The 24,996-nt window shown below is 73.0% G+C and carries 22 protein-coding genes; 13 read left to right on the forward strand and 9 right to left on the reverse strand.

Annotated features, from left to right (window positions below; genetic code table 11):
* From KBI5_RS08295 to KBI5_RS08305, 3 genes are all read left to right on the forward strand, one after another.
* Positions 1–742: TerD family protein (locus tag KBI5_RS08295; RefSeq protein WP_133056976.1), on the forward strand; the 742-nt coding region annotated here is incomplete at its 5' end.
* 193 nt (positions 743–935) lie between these two features.
* Positions 936–2,279, forward strand: a complete 1,344-nt coding sequence (locus tag KBI5_RS08300; protein ID WP_011438191.1) for a CBS domain-containing protein — start codon at positions 936–938, stop codon at positions 2,277–2,279.
* Positions 2,276–2,878: a DUF1003 domain-containing protein gene (locus KBI5_RS08305; RefSeq protein WP_085014885.1), complete on the forward strand. Its 603-nt coding sequence runs from the start codon at positions 2,276–2,278 to the stop codon at positions 2,876–2,878. Before KBI5_RS08300 ends, KBI5_RS08305 begins: the two co-directional genes overlap by 4 nt.
* Before the next feature lie 68 nt (positions 2,879–2,946).
* Here the strand turns inward: KBI5_RS08305 and KBI5_RS08310 are convergent, their stop codons facing one another.
* Positions 2,947–3,228: a chorismate mutase gene (locus KBI5_RS08310; protein WP_011438189.1), complete on the reverse strand. Its 282-nt coding sequence runs from the start codon at positions 3,226–3,228 to the stop codon at positions 2,947–2,949.
* A 386-nt stretch (positions 3,229–3,614) separates the two neighbouring features.
* On the opposite strand from KBI5_RS08310, the gene KBI5_RS08315 reads away from it, so the two are divergent.
* Together KBI5_RS08315 and KBI5_RS08320 are read left to right on the forward strand one after the other, a co-directional pair.
* Positions 3,615–4,460 (forward strand): PD-(D/E)XK nuclease family protein, encoded by an 846-nt coding sequence (locus KBI5_RS08315; protein WP_085014886.1) that lies wholly within the window; start codon positions 3,615–3,617, stop codon positions 4,458–4,460.
* A gap of 92 nt (positions 4,461–4,552) precedes the next feature.
* The gene (locus KBI5_RS08320; RefSeq protein WP_085014887.1) at positions 4,553–5,758 is read left to right on the forward strand and encodes an aminotransferase class I/II-fold pyridoxal phosphate-dependent enzyme; all 1,206 of its coding nucleotides are present in this window, start codon (positions 4,553–4,555) and stop codon (positions 5,756–5,758) included.
* Here KBI5_RS08320 and KBI5_RS08325 read toward each other — a convergent pair.
* Entirely contained in the window at positions 5,745–6,377 is a 633-nt protein-coding gene (locus KBI5_RS08325; protein ID WP_085014888.1) for a hypothetical protein, read from the reverse strand. The two genes, KBI5_RS08320 and KBI5_RS08325, sit on opposite strands and share 14 nt — an antisense overlap.
* Positions 6,378–6,430: 53 nt before the next feature.
* On the opposite strand from KBI5_RS08325, the gene KBI5_RS08330 reads away from it, so the two are divergent.
* Both KBI5_RS08330 and KBI5_RS08335 read left to right on the forward strand, forming a co-directional pair.
* The gene (locus KBI5_RS08330; RefSeq protein ID WP_011438185.1) at positions 6,431–6,805 is read left to right on the forward strand and encodes an antibiotic biosynthesis monooxygenase; all 375 of its coding nucleotides are present in this window, start codon (positions 6,431–6,433) and stop codon (positions 6,803–6,805) included.
* A 175-nt stretch (positions 6,806–6,980) separates the two neighbouring features.
* A complete protein-coding gene (locus tag KBI5_RS08335) occupies positions 6,981–7,970 on the forward strand; it encodes a ParA family protein (RefSeq protein WP_085014889.1) in 990 nt (329 codons plus the stop codon).
* 457 nt (positions 7,971–8,427) lie between these two features.
* Here KBI5_RS08335 and KBI5_RS08345 read toward each other — a convergent pair whose 3' ends face one another.
* Positions 8,428–10,395 (reverse strand): DEAD/DEAH box helicase, encoded by a 1,968-nt coding sequence (locus KBI5_RS08345; protein ID WP_241882749.1) that lies wholly within the window; start codon positions 10,393–10,395, stop codon positions 8,428–8,430.
* A 228-nt stretch (positions 10,396–10,623) separates the two neighbouring features.
* On the opposite strand from KBI5_RS08345, the gene KBI5_RS08350 reads away from it, so the two are divergent.
* Entirely contained in the window at positions 10,624–11,289 is a 666-nt protein-coding gene (locus tag KBI5_RS08350) for a ferritin-like fold-containing protein (protein WP_116289872.1), read from the forward strand.
* A gap of 84 nt (positions 11,290–11,373) precedes the next feature.
* On the opposite strand, the gene KBI5_RS08355 is transcribed toward KBI5_RS08350, so the two are convergent.
* The 3 genes from KBI5_RS08355 to KBI5_RS08365 all read right to left on the reverse strand — a co-directional run bounded on the left by KBI5_RS08355 (position 11,374) and on the right by KBI5_RS08365 (position 12,859).
* Positions 11,374–11,601 carry a DUF3107 domain-containing protein gene (locus KBI5_RS08355; protein WP_011438181.1) on the reverse strand — a complete coding sequence of 76 codons (228 nt, stop codon included), beginning with the start codon at positions 11,599–11,601 and terminating at the stop codon, positions 11,374–11,376.
* A gap of 188 nt (positions 11,602–11,789) precedes the next feature.
* Positions 11,790–12,479 carry a TetR/AcrR family transcriptional regulator gene (locus tag KBI5_RS08360; protein ID WP_023841355.1) on the reverse strand — a complete coding sequence of 230 codons (690 nt, stop codon included), beginning with the start codon at positions 12,477–12,479 and terminating at the stop codon, positions 11,790–11,792.
* Between the two features lie 176 nt (positions 12,480–12,655).
* Positions 12,656–12,859 (reverse strand): hypothetical protein, encoded by a 204-nt coding sequence (locus tag KBI5_RS08365; RefSeq protein WP_023841356.1) that lies wholly within the window; start codon positions 12,857–12,859, stop codon positions 12,656–12,658.
* 419 nt (positions 12,860–13,278) lie between these two features.
* Here KBI5_RS08365 and KBI5_RS08370 point away from each other — a divergent pair, with 419 nt between their 5' ends.
* Positions 13,279–14,424, forward strand: a complete 1,146-nt coding sequence (locus tag KBI5_RS08370; RefSeq protein WP_085014892.1) for a Ku protein — start codon at positions 13,279–13,281, stop codon at positions 14,422–14,424.
* 113 nt (positions 14,425–14,537) lie between these two features.
* On the opposite strand, the gene KBI5_RS08375 is transcribed toward KBI5_RS08370, so the two are convergent.
* Positions 14,538–14,711, reverse strand: coding sequence for a CsbD family protein (locus KBI5_RS08375; RefSeq protein ID WP_085014893.1), 174 nt, complete (start codon positions 14,709–14,711; stop codon positions 14,538–14,540).
* 221 nt (positions 14,712–14,932) lie between these two features.
* Between KBI5_RS08375 and moeZ the strand changes: the two genes are divergently transcribed.
* Both moeZ and KBI5_RS08385 read left to right on the forward strand, forming a co-directional pair.
* Positions 14,933–16,105, forward strand: a complete 1,173-nt coding sequence (gene moeZ, locus KBI5_RS08380) for an adenylyltransferase/sulfurtransferase MoeZ (protein ID WP_085014894.1) — start codon at positions 14,933–14,935, stop codon at positions 16,103–16,105.
* Between the two features lie 80 nt (positions 16,106–16,185).
* Positions 16,186–16,572, forward strand: coding sequence for an MGMT family protein (locus KBI5_RS08385; RefSeq protein ID WP_085014895.1), 387 nt, complete (start codon positions 16,186–16,188; stop codon positions 16,570–16,572).
* A 15-nt stretch (positions 16,573–16,587) separates the two neighbouring features.
* On the opposite strand, the gene KBI5_RS08390 is transcribed toward KBI5_RS08385, so the two are convergent.
* A complete protein-coding gene (locus KBI5_RS08390; protein WP_085014896.1) occupies positions 16,588–17,334 on the reverse strand; it encodes an SDR family oxidoreductase in 747 nt (248 codons plus the stop codon).
* A 181-nt stretch (positions 17,335–17,515) separates the two neighbouring features.
* Between KBI5_RS08390 and KBI5_RS08395 the strand changes: the two genes are divergently transcribed.
* A complete protein-coding gene (locus KBI5_RS08395) occupies positions 17,516–20,827 on the forward strand; it encodes an ATP-dependent DNA helicase (RefSeq protein WP_085014897.1) in 3,312 nt (1,103 codons plus the stop codon).
* On the forward strand, positions 20,824–24,243 hold the full coding sequence (locus KBI5_RS08400; protein WP_085014898.1) for an ATP-dependent DNA helicase: 3,420 nt from the start codon (positions 20,824–20,826) through the stop codon (positions 24,241–24,243). The genes KBI5_RS08395 and KBI5_RS08400 overlap by 4 nt, the downstream gene beginning before the upstream one ends.
* Here the strand turns inward: KBI5_RS08400 and KBI5_RS08405 are convergent.
* Positions 24,201–24,992 (reverse strand): endonuclease/exonuclease/phosphatase family protein, encoded by a 792-nt coding sequence (locus KBI5_RS08405; RefSeq protein WP_085014899.1) that lies wholly within the window; start codon positions 24,990–24,992, stop codon positions 24,201–24,203. The genes KBI5_RS08400 and KBI5_RS08405 overlap by 43 nt on opposite strands.
* Positions 24,993–24,996 lie beyond the last annotated feature (4 nt).

Consider the following 24,996-nt stretch of genomic DNA (forward strand, 5'->3'; position numbering starts at 1 on the left):
CGGTCAGCAGTGGGGTCCGCCGCCGCCCCCGCCCGCTCAGCCGCAGTGGGGTCCGCCGCCCGCGCCGACCCCGGCGGGGGGCCCGCAGTGGGGGTCGCAGCCGGGTGGTCAGCAGTGGGGTCCGCCGCCTCCCGCGCCGGGAGCGCCCGGTCAGCAGGGTGGCCGGGTGAACCTGGACAAGGGGCGGGTATCGCTAGCCAAGGGGCAGAGCGTCTCGCTGGTGAAGACCGGCGCGCCGCCGCTCACCCGGGTCCGGATGGGCCTTGGGTGGGATCCGGCCCAGCACGGGAAGTCGATCGACCTCGACGCGTCCTGCATCCTGTTCGACGAGCGCGGCAAGGACGTCGACAAGGTCTGGTTCATGTCCAAGAAAGGCGCCCGGGGAGCCGTGCGCCACTCCGGGGACAACCTGACCGGCCATGGCGAAGGGGACGACGAGACAATCTTGGTCGATCTCGGTGCCCTGCCGGGGAACGTCGTCACCCTGATCTTCACGGTCAACAGTTTCCAGGGACAGACCTTCGTCGAGGTGCGTAACGCCTACTGCCGGTTGTATGACGATCTCACCGGGCAGGAGCTTGTCCGGTTCGACCTGTCCGACTCCAAGCCGTCCACCGGACTGGTGATGTGCCGGGTGCAGCGCGACCGCGGGGCTCCCACCTGGTCGATGACGGCGATCGGGGAGTTCCATGACGGCAAGACCGTCCGCGCCATGGTCAATCCGTCGAGGCAGTACCTGTAGGCAGTGCCGGTAGGCCGATCCCCGGCCCCGGAACGCCGGGCGGTTTGCCGGCGGCCCGCGCGACGGTGTTGATCCGGCCGACCTCTCCGGGTTGTGGGATGTCCCGGGCCGGGTAACCTCCGGCCGTGAACAGGTCTGCAGCGCCGTCGTGGGCCGGTGTGTTGCACTTCGCAGGCATCGCCCGGTGATGGGCATGGTCTCCCGCCCGGCCCCGTCCCGCGTCTACTGCCGCCGGCTGGCGGGCCTGCTCGTCCTGGACCCGAACGGCGACCAGGTCGGCAGGGTGCGCGATGTGATCGCGACGCTGCGACTCGGGCATGAGCCGCCCCGCGTCCTGGGCCTGGCCGTCGAGGTCCAACGCCGACCGATCTTCGTGCCGATGAGCCGGGTCACCGGGGTGGAGTCAGGCGCGGTGGTGCTGTCCTCGGCCCGGCTGAGCTGGCGGCGTTTCCAACAGCGCCCGAACGAGACCCGGGTGCTCGGCGAGCTGCTCGACCGGCGGGTGACGCTCATCTCGTCCGGTGTCGAGGTGACCGTCGTCGACGCCGCGATCGAACTGGTCCGCGGCGGCGACTGGGTGCTCGACCAGGTGGCGGTGCGGGTCGGCCGGGGCCGGCGCGGCGAGGTGAAGACGGTTGCCTGGGACGAGGTCACCGGCTTCTCGCTGCCCGAGGAGGGGCAGGGGGCCGCGAACCTGCTCGCTGCGTTCGAGAAGCTGCGGCCCGCCGACCTCGCGTCGCTGCTGCATGACCTGTCCGAGAAACGGCGCGCGGAGGTCGCCGCCGCCCTTGACGACGAGCGGCTTGCCGACGTCCTCGAGGAGCTGCCGGAGGACGAGCAGGTCGAGCTGCTCGGGGGACTCGCCGACGAGCGGGCCGCCGACGTGCTGGAGGCGATGGGCCCCGACGACGCGGCGGACCTGCTGGGCGAGCTGCCCGCCGACGACGCGGAGCGTCTCCTGCGGCTGATGGAGCCCGACGAGGCCGCCGGCGTGCGCCGTCTGCTGCTCTACGCCGACGACACGGCCGGCGGCATGATGACCAGCGAGCCGGTCGTGCTCGCCCCGAACGCGACGGTCGCCGAGGCGCTGGCCCGCATCCGCGAACCCGAGCTTTCCCCGGCGCTCGCCGCGCAGGTCTACGTGGTGCGTCCGCCCTACGAGACGCCCACCGGCCGCTACCTCGGTCTCGCCCACTTCCAGCGGCTGCTGCGTGAGCCGCCGGCGACCCTGGTCGGTGGCGTGATCGACGTCGACATCGCCTCGCTGCGGCCGGAGACCCCGCTGGCCGAGGTCACCCGTCATCTGGCGTCCTACAACCTGGTGGCGGCACCGGTTCTCGACCGCGCCGGCCGGCTCGTCGGCGTCGTCACCGTCGACGACGTGCTCGACCACCTGCTTCCCGCGAACTGGCGGGAGCGACAGCTCGACGCGGACGTGGATGCGCGGGCGACCCCCGGGGCACTGACTCCGCCCGCCGCGGGCGACGTGGAACCAGGCTCCCGCGGTGAGGCGGGCAGCTCCCCGGCCGCCTCATGAGACGTCTGGGACGTCTGGGAGGCCTGGGACGTCTGGGACGTCTGGGACGCCGCCGGCCGCGAGGCGCCCGCCTCGATCAGCCGCGGCTGTCCCGGCGGTCCGCCCTGCGCTCCGCCTACGAGCCGGACGCCTTCGGGCGGATCGCGGAGCGGGCGGCGCGTTTCATCGGCACGGCCCGGTACCTCGTTGCGCAGAGCGTCGTGATTGTGCTGTGGGTCGCTTACAACATCATCGCCCCGCAGTCCGTCCGGTTCGACAATTTCCCGTTCATCTTTCTGACGTTGGTCCTGTCGCTGCAGGCCGCGTACGCGGCACCGCTCATCCTGCTGGCGCAGAACCGCCAGGATGACCGGGACCGCGCGAACCTCGCCCAGGACCGCGAGCAGACCATCCGTAACCGCGAGGACACCGAATACCTCGCCCGCGAACTGGCCGCGATGCGCATCACGATCGGCGAGCTCGCCACCCGGGACTTTCTGCGTTCGGAGCTGCGGGGGTTGCTCGCGGAGCTGGAGGGGCCGGACGGTGACCGGGCGAAGGACCGCGACCGGGAACGCCGACGGCGGCGGGGGGGCGAGCGTTCGTTACGTCCGCCGTGATGATCGGGCCGGTGCGGCGGGCTGGTGCGAACGGCGGCCGCGCGCCGCACCGGCGGATACCCGGGTGCCTACCGCACGGTACCGCGGCAGAGCGTCAGCACCGCCATCGCGATCTCGACCCCACGAGGCCCCAGCTTGTCCGCCCAGATCGCGATGATTTCGTTCTCCCGGGCGTGCTGGATGCGAGGCCCGCCCTCGGCCGAGCGCAGCGCCTGGATCTGCTGGGACAGATCCCGCCGGGTCGCGACGAGATCACGCAGCTGAGCATCGATGTCATCGATGAGCTGTCGTCCCTCGTCGATCGAGGCGATGGCCGGCGCGGTGCTGGGGGCGTCGACGACGTTCTCCACAAGTGGGCCTTTCGGTCGGAGGCCCGGCGCACCCCAGGCCGAGACAACCCGGAGGCGGACCGGGCCTGGGTCTGGCGCTTGTGCCGCGTGAGATCAGCGGCGGAGCGGGGACCGTGCCCGGTCCCCATAAAACAGCCGTAGCGACGTGCCGTGACATGCGAGTCGGCGGCACGTGAGTCGACTGCACTGCATGGCAAGAGCATGCCAGCCGCGCGCCGATTCGTCCAGGAGCCTGATCTCTTGGGTACCCTCCACCCTGGTTCTTGGGTAACCCCCACCCCGACTAATCCCTCGCCTTGATTAACCCCTCGCCTTGACTCGGGCGGCGCCGCCCGAGCGGGCGTCCGGTAACCGAGGCGAGGCCGGTAGAGACTATAGAGTGAGTGATGGCGCAACTGGAGCTCACCGGCCTGCCCCGTCGGCTTTTTTCCTGCACGCCGTCGCGGCTGGCGGCCTTCGAGGACTGCCCCCGCCGGTACCGGATGACGTATCTGGACCGGCCGCGGCCGCCCAAGGGGCCGCCCTGGGCGCACACCTCCTTCGGCGTCAGCGTGCACAACGCGCTGCGACGCTGGTGGGAGGGGCCGATCGAGCAACGGGTCCCACGGCGGGCCGCGGCGCTGTTGCGGTTGCTGTGGGTCGACGAGGGTTTCCGGGACGGTGAGCAGTCGTACCGGTGGCGCGAGCGCGGCGCGCGGATGGCGCATGACTATGTCGCGCACCTCGATCCGGCGGCCGAGCCGCGCGGGGTCGAGCGCTCGGTCGCGGCCCGTACCGAGGCGCTGGCCTTCTCCGGACGGGTGGACCGTCTCGACGACCGGGACGGGGAGCTGGTCGTCGTCGACTACAAGACCGGACGCCGGCCGGTCACCGACGACGATGCGCGATCGTCCCCGGCGCTCGCGCTCTACGCCCTGGCCGCCGGGCGGATGCTGCGCCAACCATGCCGGCGGGTCGAGCTGCACCACGTGYCCAGTGGGCGGGTCGCGGCCGCCGAGCACACCGAGGCGAGCATCGCCCGGCACGTGCGGCGGGCGGAGTCGGTCGCGGCGGACGCCGTGCGCGCGACGGAGGCCCTGCGGGCGGGTGAGGATCCGCAACGGGCGTTTCCGCCGAGCCCCGGCCCCCTGTGCTCGTGGTGCGATTTCCGCAGCCACTGCCCCGAGGGGCAGGCGGCCGGCCCCGAACGCCAGCCCTGGGACGCCCTCGGCGACGAGGGCGACGAGGACTGAGGCATCGGCGTACCAGGGCGCCGGCGACCGGCGGGTCGGCCCGGACACCGGGGYGCCGGACACCGGGCCGGGAGAGGCGTCATCATGAGACGGTGCCCGACCAGACCGCCACGCCCGCCCGGCCGCGGGTCTCCGCGAAGGCCGCGACCTTCACCGAATCGGTGATCCGGGAGATGACCCGGCTCGCTCTCGCGCACGACGCCGTGAACCTCGCGCAGGGCTTCCCCGACTTCGCCTGCCCGCCGCAGCTCAAGGAGGCGGCCAAGGCCGCCATCGACGCGGACGTGAACCAGTACGCCATCACGTGGGGAGCCGCGGAGTTCCGCGCCGCCGTTGCCGCGAAGGTGGCCGGAACCTACCCGGGCTGGTCGGTCGACCCCGACACCGAGATCTGTGTGACCTGCGGCTCCACCGAGGCGATGATCGCGGCGATGCTTGCGCTGGTCGACCCCGGCGACGAAGTGATCATGTTCGAGCCGTTCTACGAGAACTACGGCCCGGACGCGATCCTCTCCGGCGCCCGGCCGAAGCTCGTCCGCCTGCATGCCCCGGACTGGACGATCGACGAGGCGGAGCTGCGTGCGGCGTTCTCCGACCGCACCCKCGCCATCGTGTTGAACACCCCGCACAACCCGACCGGCAAGGTGCTGCGCCGCGCCGAGCTGGACCTCGTCGCCGAGCTCTGCCAGCGCCACGACGCGCTCGTGTTCACCGACGAGATCTACGAGCACATCCATTACCTGGGCCCGGGCGGCCACATCCCGCCGGCCACCGTTCCCGGGTTGGAGGACCGCACCGTTACCATCAATGCGCTGTCCAAGACCTACGCGGTGACCGGCTGGCGGGTCGGCTGGACGATCGCGCCCGCCGCCTACACCTCGGCGATCCGCAAGGTGCACGACTTCCTCACCGTCGGGGCGGCGGCACCGTTGCAGGCCGGCGGGGTGGCGGCGATGAACCTGCCGCAGACGTACTACGTCGATCTCGCCCGGCAGTACCGGGAACGGCGGGACCTGCTCTGCGCGGCCCTCGCCCGGACCGGCTTCACCTTCCGGGAACCGGACGGGGCGTACTACGTGATGTGCGACACCCGCGCGCTCGACCCGGCCGGTGACGACGTGGCCTTCGCTCGCCGGCTGGTCACCGGGATCGGGGTCGCCACCGTTCCCGGCTCGTCGTTCTTCGCGGACCCGGCGGACGGCCGCCACATCATCCGGTTCGRCTTCCCCAAGAAGCTCACGACCCTGGAGGCCGCGGCGCGGCGGCTTGCCCGTCTCACCCCGGCTACCCCGGGTTGAGGCCTGTCCCAGGCGGCTGGGGCATCGGGTAGCCGGCTTCGGCCGCCCGGGTATGCCCCGCGTGCAGCTCCCGGTCCAGCGCTGTCAGTTGACCGTGTGTCCCGCCGCGCAGCGATCGGCCGGCCAGTCGCGGGCGAGCGGCCATCTCATCGGGCGACGGCGGCGCGTACCGCCCGCGCAGGTATTCCCCGATCCACCGGGCCTGGGCGGCCGCGAGCCGCGCGGGACCCGCGACATGGAACAGCCAGGGAACCTCGAGATCGAAGACCTCGCCGAAACGGGCCGAGCCCGTCCCGGCCGGACCTAGCCGCGCCGCCGGGCCGGTGAGCACCACGGCCTCGAAAACGCCGAGCGGGTGGGCTTCGCCATCCGGGTGGGGAGCGCCATACACCTCAAAAGGCGGACCGAGCGCGGCGGCTCCGACCAGGCGCAACGTAGCGGGAGTCACGGCGACGACACGATCAGTCAGATTGTGCGTGGCGAGTTCGGCGAGGGACGGCGGCGGCGCGGGGCCCTCGGAGAATGCGGTGACGGTCAGCCCACCGTCGGCGAGTGTGATTGTCGCGGCGGCTCCGGCGGCATCGAGACCGAGGACGGCGACACGGGGAAGACCTGGCACGTCGGGGGACTCTAGCGGTGCGGTGATGGATCCCGCGCACTACGGTTGAAGACATGAGCGTTGTCAAGATCAACGTGTTGACCGTGCCCGCAGAGCTGCGAGACACCCTGGAGAAGCGGTTCGCCGGCCGCGCCGGGATGGTGGAGCAGGCCGACGGGTTTGAATGGTTCGAGCTRCTGCGCCCGATCGAGGGCACGGACACCTACCTCGTCTACACCCGTTGGCGTAGCGAGGAGGACTTCCAGAAGTGGCAGTCCTCGCAGGCGTTCGGTGAGGGCCACCGGCAGGCCGCGGAGCAGACCGCGGCCGGTCAGGGCGCTCCGGCGGGCCACGGGGCCCCGGCGGGGGGGCAGGGTGCCCCCGCGGCCACCGCGGCCACGCTGTGGTCGTTCGAGGTGGTGCAGACCGCCGCCCCCGCCTCGAACTGACCCGCGCCCGGCGGCGCACACCGGATGAGACGAGTGGTACCCCCGGATCCACCGGGGTTGCGGATGGCTGGTCGGTGTCCGACTTAGGGTGATTGCGGAGTGGCCTCGGGGGCGCGTCGAGATTTTCGCCCGTCAAGTGTTGTGACGGATCGGTCACGCCCCCACACTGATCGGTGTGGCCCGAGTACTCGCTGTTGCGAATCAGAAGGGCGGCGTTGCCAAGACGACCTCCGTGTCGAGTCTCGGTGCCGCGCTGTGCGAGCTGGACCGTCGGGTCCTGCTGGTCGATCTCGACCCACAGGCATGTCTGACCTTTTCGCTCGGGCTGGATCCGGATGCCCTCGAACTGTCGGTGCACGACGTCCTGTTGGGACGGTTGTCCGCCGGCATCATCATCACCAGGACACCGGACGGCACCGATCTGCTGCCCGCGACCATCGAGCTGGCGGGTTGCGAGGCGGTACTGCTGTCACGCACCGGGCGGGAGCACGYGCTGCGGCTTGCCCTCGCCGAGATCGTCGACGAGTACGACTTCATCCTCATCGACTGCCCGCCCTCCCTGGGCGTGCTCACCATCAACGGGTTGACGGCGGCGGACGAGGTCATCGTGCCGCTGCAGTGCGAGACGTTGTCCCACCGCGGCGTCGGCCAGCTGTTGGACACGGTGCACGACGTGCAGCGGCTGACCAATCCCGGCCTGCGGGTCCGCGGCGTGCTGCCGACCCTGTTCGACGGTCGCACGGCGCACTGCCGGGCGGTGCTCGCCGACGTCTCCGCCCGGTACGACATCGCGGTGCTGGCGCCGCCGGTAGCCCGTTCGGTGCGCTTCGCCGAGGCGCCGGGAACGGGGCGGTCCATCCTGACGACCGCGCGGCGCTCCAAGGGGGCCGAGGCCTACCGGTCGCATGCCCGTGCCATCGCCGGGGTTGCGGGGGTGGGCACGGCTGCCGGCATCGCTGACATCGCTGGCATCGCCGGCATCGCTGACCCTGCCGGAACCGCGGTTGGACAGGCCGCCGAAACCGTTGACGGCCYGGGGGCCACCTCGCCCGGTCGGCGGCAACGCCCTCGGGAGGGGGACGGCCAACCCGCGGGCATGCGGRACCATTCCCGCCCTCCGGTGCAGGTCGGCGAACCGACCTGCACCGGAGAGGTGCGGGTGTGAGCCGACGGTGAACGAGCTCGGGCGGACACCCGGCCGGGTGCCGGGCGGGAGGCAGGCGCAGGACCGGGCGACGGCCGGGTTCGACCGGCTGCGTCCKCGTGGCGCCCGGTCTCCCCTGGTCACTCCGGTTCGCGCGAGATCAACGGTGGGTCGCGACGCGCATGGAAAGCGTGCGTTGTACAGCGGCGTCCGCCCCGTGACACCGCCGAACACCAGCCTGACCGTCAACTGCTCCCGATGCGGGCAGACCAGCTCCCTCGGCGCCTGGCACGCGCTGCGCGTCCTGACGCCGAGCGTCCATCTACCGCTGGTCCGACTCCGGCATCCCTCCTTGGTGCGCTGTCCCTCGTGCCGGCGGCTGAGCTGGGTCCGGCTGGGCCTGCATTTTCGGCCCGCGGGCTGACGACCCCCGCGGACCGGCGACCCCCGCGGGTATGCGGGGCCGGGGGCCGGGGTGTCAGGCCGACTCGGCTCGGGGTGGCGCGCCGGCGTCGGCGTCGGCCTCGGTGCCGTCGCCGGCCTCCCGCATCGTGCCCGTGCCGCGGCCACGGTTGCCGCGCCGCCGGCGCCGGCGGCGCGGCAACTCCTCGGCCTCGACGCCCGTCTCCGAGGCCAGGGCGGAGACGACGCGGGCGGTGTCGGTGTCCGTGTCGGTGTCCGTGTCGGTGAGCGGGGCGGTCCCGGTGAACTCGACCAGCCCGGTCTGCCCGGCACCGTCCACCACGGGTGCGCCGGCCTTCCGGCCGTCCTCGTCGACCGGGTCCGCCGGGTCCGCCGGGTCCGCGGCGATGGCCAGCCCCGCACCCGCGGCCGCCGCACCACCGCCGCGGGTGCGCCGACGGGCCCGAGTCCGGGTCGGCACCGCCGCCGGCTCGGAACGGTCCTGGTCACGCCCGGTCCGCGAGCCGCGGCGCCCGCCGCGACCGGACTGCCCGAGATCCTCGATGTCCTCGGCCGCGAGCCCGGCGCGGGTCCGCGCCGCGTGCGGCAGGGTGCCCTTCGCGCCCGCCGGGATGCCGAGCGCCTCGTACAGGTGGGGGGAGGTGGAATAGGTTTCCACCGGGCCATCGAACGGCAGGGCGAGCGCCTTGTTGACGAGCGTCCACCGCGGCAGGTCGTCCCAGTCGACGAAGGTGATGGCCACCCCGCTCTCGCCCGCCCGACCGGTGCGGCCGATGCGGTGCAGATAGACGTTCTCGTCTTCGGGGCACTGGTAGTTGACCACGTGGGTGACACCGTTGATGTCGATGCCCCGGGCGGCCACGTCGGTGGCGACCAGGACGTCGACCTTGCCGGAGCGGAAGGCGCGCAGCGCCTGCTCGCGCTGGCCCTGGCCCAGGTCGCCGTGCACCGCCGCGGCCGCGAAGCCGCGCTTGGCGAGGTCCTCGGCGACCTTGTCCGCGGTGCGCCTGGTCCGCACGAACACCATGGCGAGCCCCCGGCCGCCGGCCTGCAGGACCCGGGCCAGCACCTCCATCTTGTCCAGCGCGTGGGCGCGGAAGACGTGCTGACGGGTGGTCGGGACCGTGCGCCCCTCATCCGGCTGTTCCGCGCGGACGTGCACGGGCCGTTTCATGAACCGCCGGGCCAGGGAGATGACCGGGCCGGGCATGGTCGCGGAGAACAGCATCGTCTGCCGCTCGGTCGGCAGCTGCGACATGATGCGCTCGACGTCCGGCAGGAAGCCGAGGTCGAGCATCTCGTCGGCCTCGTCGAGCACCAGGGTGCCGACGCCGGCCAGGTCGAGCACGTGCTGGCGGGCGAGATCCAGCAGGCGGCCGGGCGTGCCGACGACGATGTCGACCCCGGCGCGCAGCGCGGACAGCTGCGGCTCGTAGGCACGCCCGCCGTAGACGGACAGCACCCGCAGGCCACGGCGGGCGCCGGCGCGGGTGACGTCCGCGGTCACCTGGACGCACAGCTCACGGGTGGGCACCACGACGAGGGCCTGCGGACGGCCGTCGGCACCCTCCTTGGCCGCCAGCACCGTCTGCACCACCGGGACGCCGAACGCGAGGGTCTTGCCGGTGCCGGTGCGGGCCTGCCCGATGATGTCGTTGCGGGCCAGGGCGAGTGGAAGCGTCAACTCCTGGATGGGGAAAGCGTGCACGATGCCCGCTTCGGTCAGCGCCGAGACGGTCTCGGCGCGCACGCCGAGCTCCGCGAAGGTCGGTGCCGCCGGGGACCCGGGGGTGGAGGGGGTGGTTTGTGGCTCGTAGGGAGTCAGATCATCTGTGGGTACTTCAGCTGTGACGGACAGCGGGACGCTCCTGGTCTTCTCTGAGCGGTGTCTACGCTGAACCCGCTCGCGGTGAGCCGCGCGGCGCCCGCGACCCGAAAATCCATGTGCCCCGGTGCCCTCGATGGCAACTCTGGGTGCACAGGTGACGAGGCGACGCCTGCTACACGGCGGCCGAGGTGACATAACGACCCCTGGCTGCCCCCAGCATAGCCGGTGTAACCCCGGGTGGGGGCTCCTTGGCAGGAGTGTTTGCCGACAGCGACTGCGGCGGGTGTCAGAATCGCGCCTGTGGCACAGACGACACGGACCCCGACCGGCCCGGCGACACCCATCGCCATCACCGCCCCCGGTCAGGTAGGTGACTCTGACAATCGGGTGCCCCCGTCCCCGGATGCCGGACCCGCACCGACCGTGGACCAGGCGACCGTGGACCAGGCGACCGTGGATCAGGCGACCGTGGATCTGCTGGGCCTGCTCGCCTACGGCGAGCTGACCGCCTTCGAGCGCATGGCCACCGACGCGCGGATGTCACCGACCGTTGCCGACAAGATCGCCCTGGCGAAGATGGCCGCCGCCGAGTTCGCCCATTTCCAGGCCATCAGCGACGAGCTGGACCGGCTCGGCGTCGACCGGGAGCTCGCGATGGCCCCGTTCATYGCGCCACTGACCGCCTTCCACAACTCGACCGCCCCGGCCGACTGGCTGGAGAGCCTCGTGAWGGCCTACGTGGGGGACAACATCGCGGCGGACTTCTATCGCGAGATCGCGGCGCGGCTTCCGTCACCGTCACGCGAACTGGTTCTGAAGGTGCTCGACGACACCGGGCACGCAGCCTTCGCGGTCGAGCGGGTGCGCGCGGCGATCAGCGCCAACCCGACGGTGGCCGGGCGGCTGGCGCYGTGGGCCCGTCGGCTCGTCGGTGAGGCGCTCACGCAGGCCCAGCGGGTCGGGGTCGATCGCGACGCGCTCACCGGGCTGTTGGTCGGGGTTGGCGACCTGGAGGCGCTGGCGGCGATCTTCAACCGCATCATGGCGGCGCATGGCCGGCGGATGGCGGCACTGGGCCTGTCCGCCTGATCCGGGCCCGCCGACCGGCGCGGCGACGCCGGTCGGCTCCCCGGCGGGCCGGCCGGYGGACCGCTGCCGGTGGTCGGCCGGGACCTAGACGGCGCCGAAGCCCACCCGTCGAGTCGTGGTCGCGGCGATCTCCACATAGGCCAGCGACGCGATCGGCATTATCACCTGCCGGCCCTTGTCGTCGACGAGGGTCAGCACCCCGTTGTCGGCCTTGACCGCCTCATTCACCAGCGCGGCGACAGCCTCCGGGGACTGGCTGCTCTCCAGCACCAGCTCCCGACTGACCTGCCGGACGCCGATCTTGACCTCCACCCGATGACCTCCGCCTTCGTCGGACCTACCGTCGGCGGACGAGCGCCGCCGATCTTGGATCACCGCCCACACTATGGCTTCCGGGACTTCTCCACCGCGGCAGGGGCGGTGTGTTCGCTCCGGGCACATCCGCTCACCCGGCAAACGCTTGCCCGACGCGCCCGTTACACCCGATATGCCGGACGACGTCAGCCGGCGGGGGGGACCTCCTCGTGCGGCTCCGTGTTCGTGCGCGCGGCATCCCGGTGCTCCTGGCGGGGGTAGCCGCCGATGCCGCGCCAGGCCAGCTCCACCATCGACTCGATGGCCCGTTCCTTTTCCACGGTGGCACCGCGGACCAGCCACCAGCGCGACGCCGTCTCGGCCAGCCCAACCAGCCCGACCGCGAGCAGGTCGGCCTCGTCCTGGGGCAGCCCGGTGTCGGCGACGATCGTCGCGGCGATGGCCCGCACGCACTGGGCGAAGGCGGTCTCGATGCGCTGGCGGACCGCGGGCTCGTTGCGCAGGTCCGACTCCAGCACGAGCTGGTGTGCCCCAGAGGGGTCGTTGACGAAGTCGAAGTACGCTCGGATGGACCGGGCGATGCGCGCGTGGTTGTCCGAGGTGGAGGCGAGCGCGTCCTGGACGCTCGTCACCAGCTGGGTGGCGTGCTCGTCGAGCAGCGCGAGATAGAGCTCGAGCTTGCCGGGGAAGTGCTGGTACAGCACCGGTTTGCTGACGCCGGCCCGCTCGGCGATCTCGTCCATCGCCGCTGCGTGGTAGCCCTGGGCGACGAAGACCTCGCGGGCGGCTCCCAGAAGCTGGAAGCGGCGCGCGGTGCGGGGGAGCCGGGGAGCCCTGCCCGGTCGTGCGTCGGGCGGGGCTGGCTCGGCGGTCACCGGCGCACCTCCTGGCTGATGGCGCACCTCCTGGTTGATGCGGTCAACAGTACCCGCGGGGCCCGACCGGCCGGCGTTCGTCGAAACGAAACCAGCCGGCCTGCTCGTCGCTCGCGCGGGGTGGCGCCGGGTCGTTGGTGGTCGGGTCGTTGGTGGTCGGGTCGCTGGTAGTCGGGTCAGCGGTAGTCGTCGTCCTCGTCGGTCTCGACCACGATGCTCTGCTCGACGACGTCGTACTCGTCGGCCTCGACGGGTGGCGCCGAAGGTAGCCAGCGCGGCGCCGGGCCGGCCGGACGTATCTCCCGGGCCTGCTCGACGGCGTCGGCGTCGGGCGCCTCGATCGGAAGATCGGATGCCGGAAGGTCGGTGGGTGCTCCCATGGGGACGTCCTCCTGCGCTCATCGTTATGGCGACCCGCTGGGGCGGGCGCCGGAAATGGACGATCCGAACCTGTCCGGGGTCCGGATCGCGATGTGCCCGGAACGGGTGGCCCTCACGCGCCATCGGCCGGGCCGGCCTCGTCACGGACGTGGCGGTGGCGTCCGTCACTCATCCCACTCCCCGCTCCCGCGTCGTTCCCGGCTCCGTGTCCCGCTCGCACCAGGCTTCCCGTCCTGGGTACGTTCCGCCCTCCTGCACATATATCCCCCGCCGGTCGTCGGCGTTCTCCGGTGTGTCTCCAGGGCGGCTGGCGTCCTGGAGATCTTCACCTGTTGATAGGTTCAAGCTTTTCGCCTGTCTGGCTTACTCGTGGGCTTCCGGTGGGACACCATAGGGGTACGTGACGTGAGGGGCGAACATGCGTGCGACCTGGAAGGGCGTGATCTCCTTCGGCCTGGTGTCCATCCCGGTGAGGCTCTACTCGGCGACCCAGGAWCGGGATGTCGCGTTTCACCAGGTTAGACGGTCGGATGGGTCCCGTATCCGATACCGGAGAGTGGCGGAGGCCGACGGGGACGAGGTCAACTACGCCGACATTGCCAAGGGCTACGAGCTGCCGGATGGGGAGACCGTCGTACTCACCGACGAGGACTTCGCGAATCTCCCGCTGTCCACCTCCCGGGCGATCGACGTGCTGGAGTTCGTCCCGTTGGAGCAGGTCGACCCGATCTACTTCGCGAAGAGCTACTACGTCGAGCCCGACCGCACCGGCGCCAAACCCTACGTTCTCCTTCGCGACGCGCTGGCCGCATCGGGCCGTGTCGCGTTGGTGAAGATAGCCCTGCGGCAACGCGAGCAGCTCGCGACGCTCCGGGTGCGCGGCGGCGTCTTCGTCCTGGAGACCATGGTCTGGCCGGACGAGGTGCGGCAACCGGACTTTCCGTTCCTTGAGGAGGACGTCGCGGTACGCCCGCAGGAGCTGTCGGTGGCTGCCTCGCTCATCCACACCCTGGCAGCCGACTTCGACCCCACCAGGTACACCGACAACTACCGTGAGGCCCTGCAGGCCGTGGTCGATGCGAAGGTCGCCGGCCGCGAGGTTGTGGCCTCGCCGGGCGGGCCGGCCAGCGAGGCGGTCGGCGACCTCATGGCGGCGCTGCGCGCGAGCATAGCCGCCGCCCGCGCTGGACGGCCCGGCGAAGCGGCTGTGGCAGGTGGTGCGGCTGTGGCAGATGGTGACGCGGGACCCGCGGCGGCCGGGGTCACCGACGACAAGGCGTCCGACGACAAGGCGTCCGACGACAAGGCGTCCGATGGACGGCGGGGCGGCCGTACCTCCTCGGTCAAGGGTGCCTCGTCGGCCCCGGGTACGCGGTCGACCGCCCGGAAGACGCCGTCCTCGACGAAGAGCACCGCGAAGACGAACGCCGCCACGAAGACGCCGCCCGCCAAGACCTCCGCGGCCAAGACCTCCGCGGCCAAGGCCACCTCCTCGAGGACGGCCCCGAAGACGGCCCCGAAGACGCCGACCTCGAAGACGCCCCCGACGCGGCGATCCGCCTGAGGAGCGGTCCCGGCGCGGGAGCCGGGGGCAGGTGGTGGCGGGGGCCGGTGGATACCGGGCGGTCAGTGACGGAAGGCGGTCAACGACAGAGGGCGGTCAACGACAGAGGGCGGTCAGTGACGGAAGGCCTCCTTCGCCTTCTCCCCGGCGTTCTTGAGGTCGGCGACGCCGCGTTCTCCCCGGCCCTCCGCCTGCAGGTCCCGGTTCTCGGTGGCCTTGCCGGCCTGTTCCTTGGTCCGCCCGCGGAGCTCCCGCATCTTGTTCCTGACCTTGTCAGTGAAGGACACTGCACTCACTCCTCACTGTATGTGCGGTGGGTCGGAAGAGGTCTACCCGTGGCAGCCGCGGGAACACTCCGGGGGCGCCGTGCGCTGCACCAGAGGGCCGGCCGTCGCGATGCCCGACGTGTACCCGTGATGAGGGACCTCCCGGCGGATGGCCCAAATCCGGCGACGCCGCGTCGCGCTGTGGCATCGTCGAAGGACGACACCGAACGCGAGGAGCAAGCGTGTCCCTTCCGCCCCTGGTCGACCCCGCCGAGGGGCTGACCGTCGACGAGATCCGCCGGTACTCTCGGCATCTGATCATTCCGGATGTCGCYATGGACGGCCAGAAGCGGCTGAAGAACGCCAGGGTGCTGGCGGTCGGTGCCGGTGGCCTCGGCTCGCCGACGCTGATGTACCTGGCCGCCGCCGGCGTCGGGACGCTAGGCATCGTCGAGTTCGACACCGTTGACGAGTCGAACCTGCAGCGTCAGATCATCCACGGCCAGTCCGACGTCGGCCGCTCGAAGGCGGAGTCGGCCCGCGACTCGGTTCGCAACATCAACCCGTACGTGAACGTCGTCCTGCACGAGACCCGGCTGGACGCCTCCAACGTCATGGAGATCTTCAGCGGGTACGACCTCATCGTCGACGGCACGGACAACTTCGCCACCCGTTACCTGGTCAACGACGCCGCGGTGCTGCTCGGCAAGCCCTACGTCTGGGGTTCGATCTACCGCTTCGACGGTCAGGCCAGCGTCTTCTGGGCCGAGCACGGACCGTGCTACCGCTGCCTCTACCCGGAGCCGCCGCCTCCCGGCATGGTCCCCTCCTGCGCCGAGGGCGGGGTGCTGGGTGTGYTGTGCGCCTCCATCGCCTCCATCCAGACCACCGAGGCCATCAAGGTGCTGACCGGGGTCGGTGATCCGCTGGTCGGTCGGCTGATGGTGTATGACGCCCTGGAGATGACCTATCGGTCGATCAAGGTCCGCAAGGACCCGGAGTGCCCGTTGTGCGGGAAGAACCCGACGATCACCGAGCTGATCGACTACGAGGCGTTCTGCGGGGCGGTCTCGGAGGAGGCGCAGTTGGCCGCCGCCGGCTCGACGATCACCGCGGGCGAGCTCAAGAGCTGGCTGGATGCCGGCGAGCCGATCGAGCTCGTCGACGTCCGTGAGCCGGCCGAGTGGGAGATCGTCCGGATCCCGGGCGCGCGCCTGATCCCCAAGGGGGACCTGCCCGCGCATCTCTCCGAACTGCCGCAGGACCGTCGGGTGGTCGTCTACTGCAAGTCCGGGGTGCGCTCGGCCGACGCGCTCGCCACGCTGAAGGGCGCCGGCTTCTCCTCGGCCGTGCACGTCCAGGGTGGCGTGACCGCGTGGGCGATCCAGGTCGACAAGTCGCTGCCGGTCTACTGAGCGCCGGATGAGCCGCGCCTGGACGAGTCCCCCGGAGCCTGGACGAGTCCCACGGAGCCTGGATGAGCCACGGAGCCTGGATGAGCCCCAGGCCGCGGGCCCGGCGTGATGCGCCGCCGGCGAGCGTCTCCGCCGGGCTCGGTACCCGGATCTCGCTCGGCGGCGCGCCGGGTCCGCACGCCCTTGAGGTGCTGGAGGCGGTGTCGCGCATCCCGCCGGGCAAGGTGATGACCTACGGCGACGTGGCCGAGTACGTCGGCGCCGGGTCGGGGCGCACGGTTGGAGCCGTGCTGTCCCGATTCGGCGACGAGGTGCCCTGGCACCGGGTGATCCGGGCGACCGGGGAACCGAACCCGGCCGCACCGGTCGAGGCCCTGCGCCGGCTCGTCGCCGACCGGACGCCGCTGCGCCCCGGAGGCGACCAGGTCGATCTCGCCGCGGCCCGGTGGGACGGTTCTCCGGCCTGACCGCCGCGGGCCCGGTCAGCGGGCGGCCATGCCGCCGTCGGCCAGATAGACGCTGCCCGTGACCAGGGAGGCCCGGTCGGACAGCAGGAAGACGACGACCTCGGCCACCTCATCGACCGTGCCCAGTCGGTTGATCGGCGAGAACAGCGCGGCTCCGCGCCGCGGCCGGCCGTCGACATGCAGCAGCGGGGTGTCCACGAAGCCCGGCGCCACCGCGTTCACTCGGATGCCGCGGGTGGCGTAGTCCAGGGCGGCCGTCTTGGTCAGCCCGATGACCCCGTGCTTCGCGGCGACGTAGGGCGCCGACCCGGCGAACCCGACCACCCCGAGCACCGAGGCCATGTTGACGATCGAGCCTCCGTCGCCGCGCAGCATCGCCGTGATCTCGGCCCGCATGCTGTAGAAGACGCCGGAGAGGTTGACGTCCAGCACCCGCTGCCAGTCCTGCGCCGGGGTGGTCTCCACCGGCTCGCGCCCCGCGCTCACTCCCGCGTTGTTCACCGCCAGGTCCAGCCGTCCGAAGGTGCCGACGGTGACCTGGACGGCGCGTTCGAGCGAATCGGGATCGGTGACGTCCGCCTCCAGGGCGAGCGCCTCCCCGCCAGCGTCCTCGATCGTCGCCACCACCTCCTTGACAGTGTGCGTGTCGAGGTCGGTGGCGACGACCCGGGCGCCCGCCCTCGCCAGTCGGCGGGCGCAGGCGGCGCCGATACCGGATCCCGCCCCGGTCAGGAGCGCGACCTTGTCGCTGCACTCGGTCATGACTAAGGACACTGCCACGTCCTGACGCGCACGCGTGAGAGGTCCCCCGAGTGTCCCGGTCGTCGCCACACCGCGGTCCCATCGCCGCCGCGCTACGGATGCCGCCGCGCTACGGACGCCGACCCGCCGCGGAGTCGGCGGGGTTGGCTGGGTTGTCGGACCCACGTGATGTGCTTTGCCCGTGGTCGTCCTTCCTGCCCCCGCCCCGCGTCCCGGCTACCGGCTGATCGCAGCCCCGGTCGCGCCGCCGCGTCCGCTCGTCCTGGATGCGGCGCAGCGCGCGGTGGTCGAGCACGGCGGCGGGCCGCTGCTGGTGCTCGCCGGGCCCGGCACCGGGAAGACGGCCACGCTCGTCGAGGCGGTCGCCGCGCGGATCGAAGCCGGGGCGGATCCGCGGTCGATCCTGGTCCTCACCTTCAGCCGGCGAGCCGCCGGAGAGCTGCGGGAGCGGATCACCGCACGGCTCGGTGCCGAGGGGGGGGCCGGCGGAGGTCCCGGGGCGTGGACGTTCCACGCCTGGTGCCTGGCGCTGCTGCGCGCGCACGAGCGGCCGGCCCCGCCGGGCGGGCTCCGGCTGCTGTCCGGCCCGGAGCAGGACAGTCGGCTGCGCGATCTCATCGAGGGTTCCCGCGAGGACGGCCGGCCGGTCTGGCCCGAGCCGCTTGTGGGTTGCCTGCGCACCCGCGGTTTCACCGAGGAGGTGCGGGCGCTGCTGGCCCGCGCCCGCGAGGTCGGGCTCGAACCGGTCGCGCTGGCGCAGCTCGCTCGGCGTACCGGCCGCCCGGACTGGGCCGCCCTCGCCGAGTTCTACGAGATGTACCTCGACGTGTTCGGATTCGAGGGGGCGGTCGACTACACCGATCTCGTCCACCGGGCCGTGGTCGTCGCCGAGAGTGCCGAGGGGGGCGCCTGGCTGCGTGGGCGCTACCGGCACGTCTTCGTCGACGAGTACCAGGACACCGATCCGGCTCAGGAACGCCTGCTGGGGGCGGTGGCCGGTGGTGGTGGCAACCTCGTCGTGCTGGGCGACCCGGACCAGTCGATCTATGCCTTCCGGGGGGCCGAGGTCGCCGGCCTGCTGGGCTTCCCGGCCCGGTTCCCCCGCCTCGACGGCGAGCCGGCGCCGATCGTCGCGCTGCGGCGCTGTCGGCGGATGGCCCCGGCCCCGCTGGCGGCGAGCCGGCACGTGGCCCGGCGGATCCCGGCCGCCGGGCTTCCGGTGGCCGCGATCCGGGCACACCGCGACCTCGTCGGGCGCGCCGACGCCGGGGCGGGCCAGGTGCAGGCCCGCACGTTTCCGGGCACCGGCGCGGAGGCCGAGTCGGTGGCCGACCTGCTCCGTCGCGAACATCTGGAGAACGGCGTCGCCTGGGACGCGATGGCGGTCCTGGTCCGCACGGCCGAGCGGATCGGCCGGTTGCGCCGCGTGCTGGCCGCCGCCGGCGTTCCGGTCAGCGCCGACGGTGACGACCTGCCGGTCGCCCAGGAGCCGRCCGCCGCCCTGCTCCTGCTGGCGCTGCGCTGCGCGGAGGATCCGGCCGGGGCGCTCACCGTCGACGCGGCGCGCACCCTGCTCACCTCGCCGCTCGGTGGAGCGGAGCCGGCCGGGCTGCGGGCGCTGGGCCGGGCTCTGCGCACCTTCGAGCGCGACGCGGGGTCCGAGCATCCGGCGCCGTCGGCGGAGCTGTTGCGGGCGGCGGTCGCCGAGCCCGACCACTGGCTGGCGACGATCCCCGACGACCTGGCCGGTCCGGTCCGGCGGGTCGGCGGTCTGCTGCGGACGGCCGGTCAGGCGTTGCGGGACTCCTCGGGCGCCCCGCAGGACGCTCTGTGGGCGCTGTGGTCGGCGAGCGAGTGGCCGGCGCGGCTGCGACATGTCTCGGCGGCCGGGGGCGCAGCCGGGCGCGCGGCCGACCGTGACCTCGACGCCGTCGTGGCGCTCTTCGATGCCGTCACCCGGCTGGGCCAGCGGCGTGGGCCGGGCGGTGGCGTCGCGTCCCTGGTCGCGGAGCTCACCCGCCAGCAGATCGCCGGGGACGTCCTCGAGCCGGCCGGGGAGTCCGTGCGCCGCCGCGGGGTGCGGCTGCTGACCGCCCATCGCGCCAAGGGGCTCGAATGGGAGGTCGTCGTCGTCTGCGGAGTGCAGGATGGCACCTGGCCCGACCTGCGGGAGCGGCATTCGCTGCTCGGCGCGGAGCAGCTCGACGCGCCGTCCCGGGGCGGGTTGCGCCCGCCGCTGACCCGCCAGGACCTGCTCGCCGATGAACGTCGGCTGTTCTACGTCGCCCTGACCAGGGCGCGGCGCCGGCTGGTCGTCACCGCGGTGAACAGCCCCGAGGACGACGGCAGCCTGCCGAGCCGCTTCCTTGAGGAACTGGGGGTAGCGGTGGAGCACGTGCCCGGTCGCCCAGCCCGGCCGCTCACCCTGGTCGGCCTGGTCGCGACCCTGCGCCGGCTGGCGACGGAACCGGGCTCAAGCCCGGTGATGCGCTCCGCCGCGCAGGCCCGCCTCGCCGCGCTCGCCGCCGCACGGGACCAGGCGGGCCGGCCCCTGGTGCCGGCCGCGCACCCGGACACCTGGTGGGGGCTGCTCGACCCCACCACGTCGGATGTTCCTGTCGTCCCGGTGGCCGGGCCGATCCGGCTGTCCGGCTCGTCGCTGTCGAGCATCGGCGCCTGTTCCCTGCGGTGGTTCCTAGAGCACGAGGCGTACGCGGTCACCCCGGCCTCGACCGCGCAGGGATTCGGCAAGGTGGTGCACGCCCTGGCGGACGAGGTCACGACCGGGCGGACCCCGGCCGACCTCGCCGCGCTCGACGCCCGGCTGGACACGGTGTGGCGGCAGTTGGACTTCGACGCCCGCTGGCGCTCCGATCAGGAGCGCGCGGCCGCCCGCGAGGCGCTCGCCCGCTTCCTGGACTGGCACGCCGCCGAGCGCGGTCGGCGCGTGATCGACGCGGAGGTCAGATTCTCCTGCGACCTACGGGTCGCCGGGCGGGACGTCCAGCTGCGCGGATTCATCGACCGGCTCGAACTGGACGAGGCCGGCCGGGTCCACGTCATAGACTTCAAGACCGGTCGGACCGCGGTCGCTCCCGCCGAGCTCGCCACCCACCCCCAGTTGGGCAGCTATCAGCTCGCCGTGCGGGCCGGCGCGCTCGACGATGTGCTCGCGGCCGCGGCGCCGGATCAGCCCGGGGCGGATCAGCCCCGGGCGGTGCCCGGCGGGGCGGAGCTCGTGCAGCTCCGGCGGGATGCCGGCGCTGCGGCGGCCGGTCCGCGGCTGCCGGGGGAGCGGCCTGGCCCGCCGGAGGTCCAGGCCCAGAGCGCGCTGCCTCCCGACGGCGTGACCTGGATGGACGAGGTGCTCGACGCGGCGGTGCGCACCATCGACGCCGAGGCGTTCCGGCCGACGCCCGGCGACCACTGCACGCTGTGCACCTTCCAGACGAGCTGCCCCGCGCGGCCCGAGGGACGTCAGGTGGTCGAGTGAACCCGCGGGTGGAGCAGCCGGGCGCGGGTGTCCACGTGACGATTCCCCGCCAGCCGTTCCTGCCCGGTTTCGACGGCGACGTCGACGGTGACCCGGCGGGCGGCGTCGCCGGTCCCCGGCTCGACCCGGACGACCTGCGCGACCTGCTGGAGGTCCCGTATACCGACGAGCAGATCGCCGCGGCCACCGCTCCGCTCGAACCGGGGGTCATCATCGCGGGCGCGGGATCCGGCAAGACCTCGGTGATGGCCGCGCGGGTGGTCTGGCTCGTCGCCACCGGGCAGGTGCGGCCCGACCAGGTGCTCGGACTGACCTTTACGACGAAGGCGGCGGCGGAGCTGTCCGGTCGGGTGCGGCTGGCGTTGCGCAAGGCGTCGGCCGGGGCGGGCCCGGGTGGACCGGCCGCGGACGGCGAGGTGGACGGGGAGCCGACCGTCGCCACCTACCATGCCTTCGCCGGGCGGCTGGTCGTCGACAACGCCCTGCGGCTGGGGCTGGAGCCGGACCTCCAGCTGATTTCCGGCGCGGCCCGTTACCAGCTCGCCGCCCGGGTCGCCCGCTCCCACGGCGGGAAGGTGGAGGCGCTGACACGTTCGCTGGGCGCGCTCGTCGGCGAGCTCGTCGCGCTGGACGCCGAGATGAGCGAGCACCTGGTCGATCCGGCGGACCTCGTCGCGTTCGACGGCGCGCTGCTCGCCGAGATCGACGCGGCGCTGCGGCGCGCCGAGCAGCGGCGGGGCACCCGGGGCGTCCGCCGGGAGCTACGCCGGTGCGCGGCCGCCGCCCGGGGGCGCCGGGAGCTGGCCGCCCTGGTGGCGGAGTACCGGGCGGCCCGGCGGGAACGCGACGTCCTGGACTTTGGTGACCAGGTCACCTGTGCCGCGAGGCTCGCCGAGACCATGCCGGAGGTCGGCCGGGCCGAGCGGGCGCGGGCCGCTGTCGTCCTGCTCGACGAGTACCAGGACACCTCGGTGGCCCAGCGGCGGATGCTCACCGGCCTGTTCGGCGGCGGGCATCCGGTCACCGCCGTCGGCGACCCCTGCCAGGCGATCTACGGCTGGCGCGGGGCGTCGGTGGCGAACCTCGACCACTTCCCCACGCACKTCCCCGGGGCCGACGGCACGCCCGCGGCCGTCTACGAACTGTCGGTGAACCAGCGCAGCGGCGGCCGGCTGCTCCGCCTCGCCAACACCGTCGCCGCACAGCTGCGGGCCCGTCACCGCGTCGTCGAGCTCCGCCCGCGGCCCGACGTGGCTGACCAGGGCGAGGCGGTGGTCGCGTTGCACGTCAGCTGGGCCGACGAGGTGGCCTGGATCGCCGGCCAACTCCGCCGGGTGGTCGACGCCGGCACCGCTCCCGGCGACATCGCCGTGCTGGTCCGGGCCCGTGGCGACATCCCCGCGCTGTTTACCGCGATGCAGGCGGCCGGGCTGCCCGTCGAGGTCGTCGGGCTGACCGGGCTGCTCATCGTCCCGGAGGTCGCCGAGATCGTGGCCATGCTGGAGGTGCTCGACTCGCCGACGGCGAACGCCGCGCTCGTCCGGCTGCTCACGGGGCCGCGGGTGCGGCTCGGCCCCCGGGATCTCGCCGCGCTCGGCCGCCACGCGCGTGAGGCGGCGCGGGTCCCGGACCCGGTCGGCGATCCGGACCTGCCGGGACGGTCCGATCCACTTGCCGAGGCGGTCGCCGACGTCGACCCCGCCGACGTCGTCGCCCTGTCGGACGTCCTCGACGACCCCGGGCCGCAGATGTCCGCGCCGGGGCGCGCCCGGGTGCGTCGGCTTGCCGCCGAGATCGCCGCGCTGCGTGGGCACGTCGGCGAGGGCCTGCTCGACCTGCTGCACCGGGTGGTCGCGACGATCGGGCTGGACGTGGAGCTCACGGCGACCGAGGTGGCGGTGCGGGCCCGGCGCCAGGAGAACGTCGCGGCCTTCCTGGACGTGGCCGCGGGCTTCACCGATCCCGACGGCACGAACTCCCTGCCCGCGTTCCTCGGATTCCTCCGGGCGGCGCGGGAGCACGAGCGGGGTCTCGACGTCGCCGGCCCGTCCGGGGCCGACGCGATCGCCCTGATGACGATGCATCGCTCCAAGGGCCTGGAATGGGAGGTCGTCGCCGTCCCGAACCTGACCAGCAAGGTGTTCCCCGACCTGACCGTGCGCGACCAGTGGACCACCTCGCCGGGCGTGCTGCCGATCCCGCTGCGCGGCGATGCCGACGATCTGCCGGCGTTCACGGTCTGCGCCGAGAAGGCCGCCCTGGACGCCTTCCGGGCCGATGCCCGTCAGTACGCCGAGCGGGAGGAACGCCGGCTCGCCTACGTTGCGGTCACCCGGGCGAAGTCGCTGCTGTTCGCGAGCGGGCACTGGTGGGGGCCCACCCAGAAGACCCCACGCGGTGCCTCGGTGTTCCTCGACGAGCTCGCCGAGCACGCCCRCACCGGCGGTGGGCTGGTCGACGTCTGGGCGCCGGAGCCGGCGGAGCGTACCAACCCGGCGCTGGCGACGCCGGAACGGTTCGCCTGGCCGATCCCCTACGAGCCGGAGCCGTACGCCCGGCGCCTCGCCGCGGCCGAGGGGGTCATGGCGCGGCTGGCCGCGTTGAGCGTACCGGGGGCGTCGGCGGAACCGGCCGGGGAACCGTTCGTCGACGGTCCGGCCGGGGAACCGTTCGTCGACGGTCCGGCCGGGATGACGGCGGCCGAGCGCGCCCTGCTCGCCGAGCTCGACCGGGAGGCCCGGCTGYTGCTCGCCGAGGAACGCGCGGCACGCCTCGCGCGGACCGATGTCGCCCTGCCGGCGAGCCTCACCGCGTCCCAGATCGTCCGGCTGCGCGCGGAYCCGGAGGCGTTCGCCCGTGAGCTGGTCCGGCCGCTGCCGCGCCGTCCGGTGGCCGCGGCCCGTCGCGGCACCCGGTTCCACGCCTGGGTCGAGGAGATTTTCGACTACCGTGCACTGATCGACACCGAGGATCTGCCCGGCGCGGCCGACGCGGAGCTCACCGACGACGATCTGCGCTCGCTGCAGCAGGCGTTCCTGCGTACCGCGTACGGTGCCCGGCGGCCGTTCGCGATCGAGGCACCCTTCGAGCTCCGCCTCGCCGGGCGGATCGTGCGCGGTCGCATCGACGCTGTCTACGACCTCGGCGGCGGTCGATGGGAGGTGGTCGATTGGAAGACCGGCCGGTCCGATGCCGACGATCTTCAGCTCGGGATCTACCGGCTGGCCTGGGCCCGCCTGCGGGGTGTCGACCTGAGTGCGGTCGACGCCGCCTTCCTGTACGTGCGTACCGGCGCCGTTGTCCGGCCCCCGACGTTGTCCGAGGAGGAGCTCGCCGACCTGCTCGCGAGTCCGAGCACCGGGCCCGCCGCGGGTCAGGCCCGCGGGTCGGCGAGGTCGACGGACAGCGCCAGGTGATCCGAGATGGGCACGCGGCGGGCCTGCACGGCGATGATCCTGCCTACCGGCCCGCGGGCCAGCACATGGTCGAGCTGCACCCGCGGGGAGTGCGCGGGGTAGGTGGGCGTCACCGCCAACCGGCGCCAGCGGGTGAGCGCGGCCGGTAGCCGGCCGGGCAGGTTCAGATCGCCCAGCAGGACCAGCGGCCCCGGGACGTCCGCGAGCCGGCGGGCCAGCCGGCACAGCTGCACGGCGTTCCAGCCCGGCACGAACGACAGATGGGTGTTGACCACCGTCAGCGGGCCCCCGGCCGACTCCACCCGCGCGGCGATCGCGGCCCGCGGCTCGTCGTCGAGCATGATCAGACGTCCCCGCCTGCCCGGCCCCCCCGGTATCGCGATCGGGGACCGCACCGGCGCCCGGCCGAGGTCGATCACTCGCCACTCACGGACGGGCAGCCGGCTGATCAGAGCGATGCCGTACGCCGGCTCGTCGTCCCGGCGCTGCCCGTCAGCCGGCCGCCAGCCCACGCCGGGCGTGCCGAAGACGGTGGGGACGAACCGCCAGTCGTCGTCGCCGGCTCCGATCATCGCCGCCGCCTCCGCGGCGAGGTCCAGCCCACCCGATCGTGGCTGGTCGAGATCGACCTCCTGGAGCCCGAGGACGTCCACGCCGAGAGCGGAGACGGCCGCGGCGAAGCGGGCGGGCTCGACCGTCCCATCCGTGAGCGACAGGCCGTGCATGATGTTGAAGGAGCCCAGCCGCACGCCT

This window comes from Frankia sp. KB5 (assembly GCF_002099325.1).
Lineage (GTDB): Bacteria > Actinomycetota > Actinomycetes > Frankiales > Frankiaceae > Frankia > Frankia casuarinae.

Excerpts from the sequence above, each read along its gene's own strand:
- KBI5_RS08300 (WP_011438191.1), top strand. The coding sequence starts at position 936 with ATGGTCTCCCGCCCGGCCCCGTCCCGCGTCTACTGCCGCCGGCTGGCG.
- KBI5_RS08305 (WP_085014885.1), top strand. The coding sequence starts at position 2,276 with ATGAGACGTCTGGGACGTCTGGGAGGCCTGGGACGTCTGGGACGTCTG.
- KBI5_RS08345 (WP_241882749.1), bottom strand. The coding sequence starts at position 10,395 with ATGTCACCTCGGCCGCCGTGTAGCAGGCGTCGCCTCGTCACCTGTGCA.
- KBI5_RS08365 (WP_023841356.1), bottom strand. The coding sequence starts at position 12,859 with ATGGGAGCACCCACCGACCTTCCGGCATCCGATCTTCCGATCGAGGCG.
- KBI5_RS08385 (WP_085014895.1), top strand. The coding sequence starts at position 16,186 with ATGAGCCCCAGGCCGCGGGCCCGGCGTGATGCGCCGCCGGCGAGCGTC.
- KBI5_RS08390 (WP_085014896.1), bottom strand. The coding sequence starts at position 17,334 with ATGACCGAGTGCAGCGACAAGGTCGCGCTCCTGACCGGGGCGGGATCC.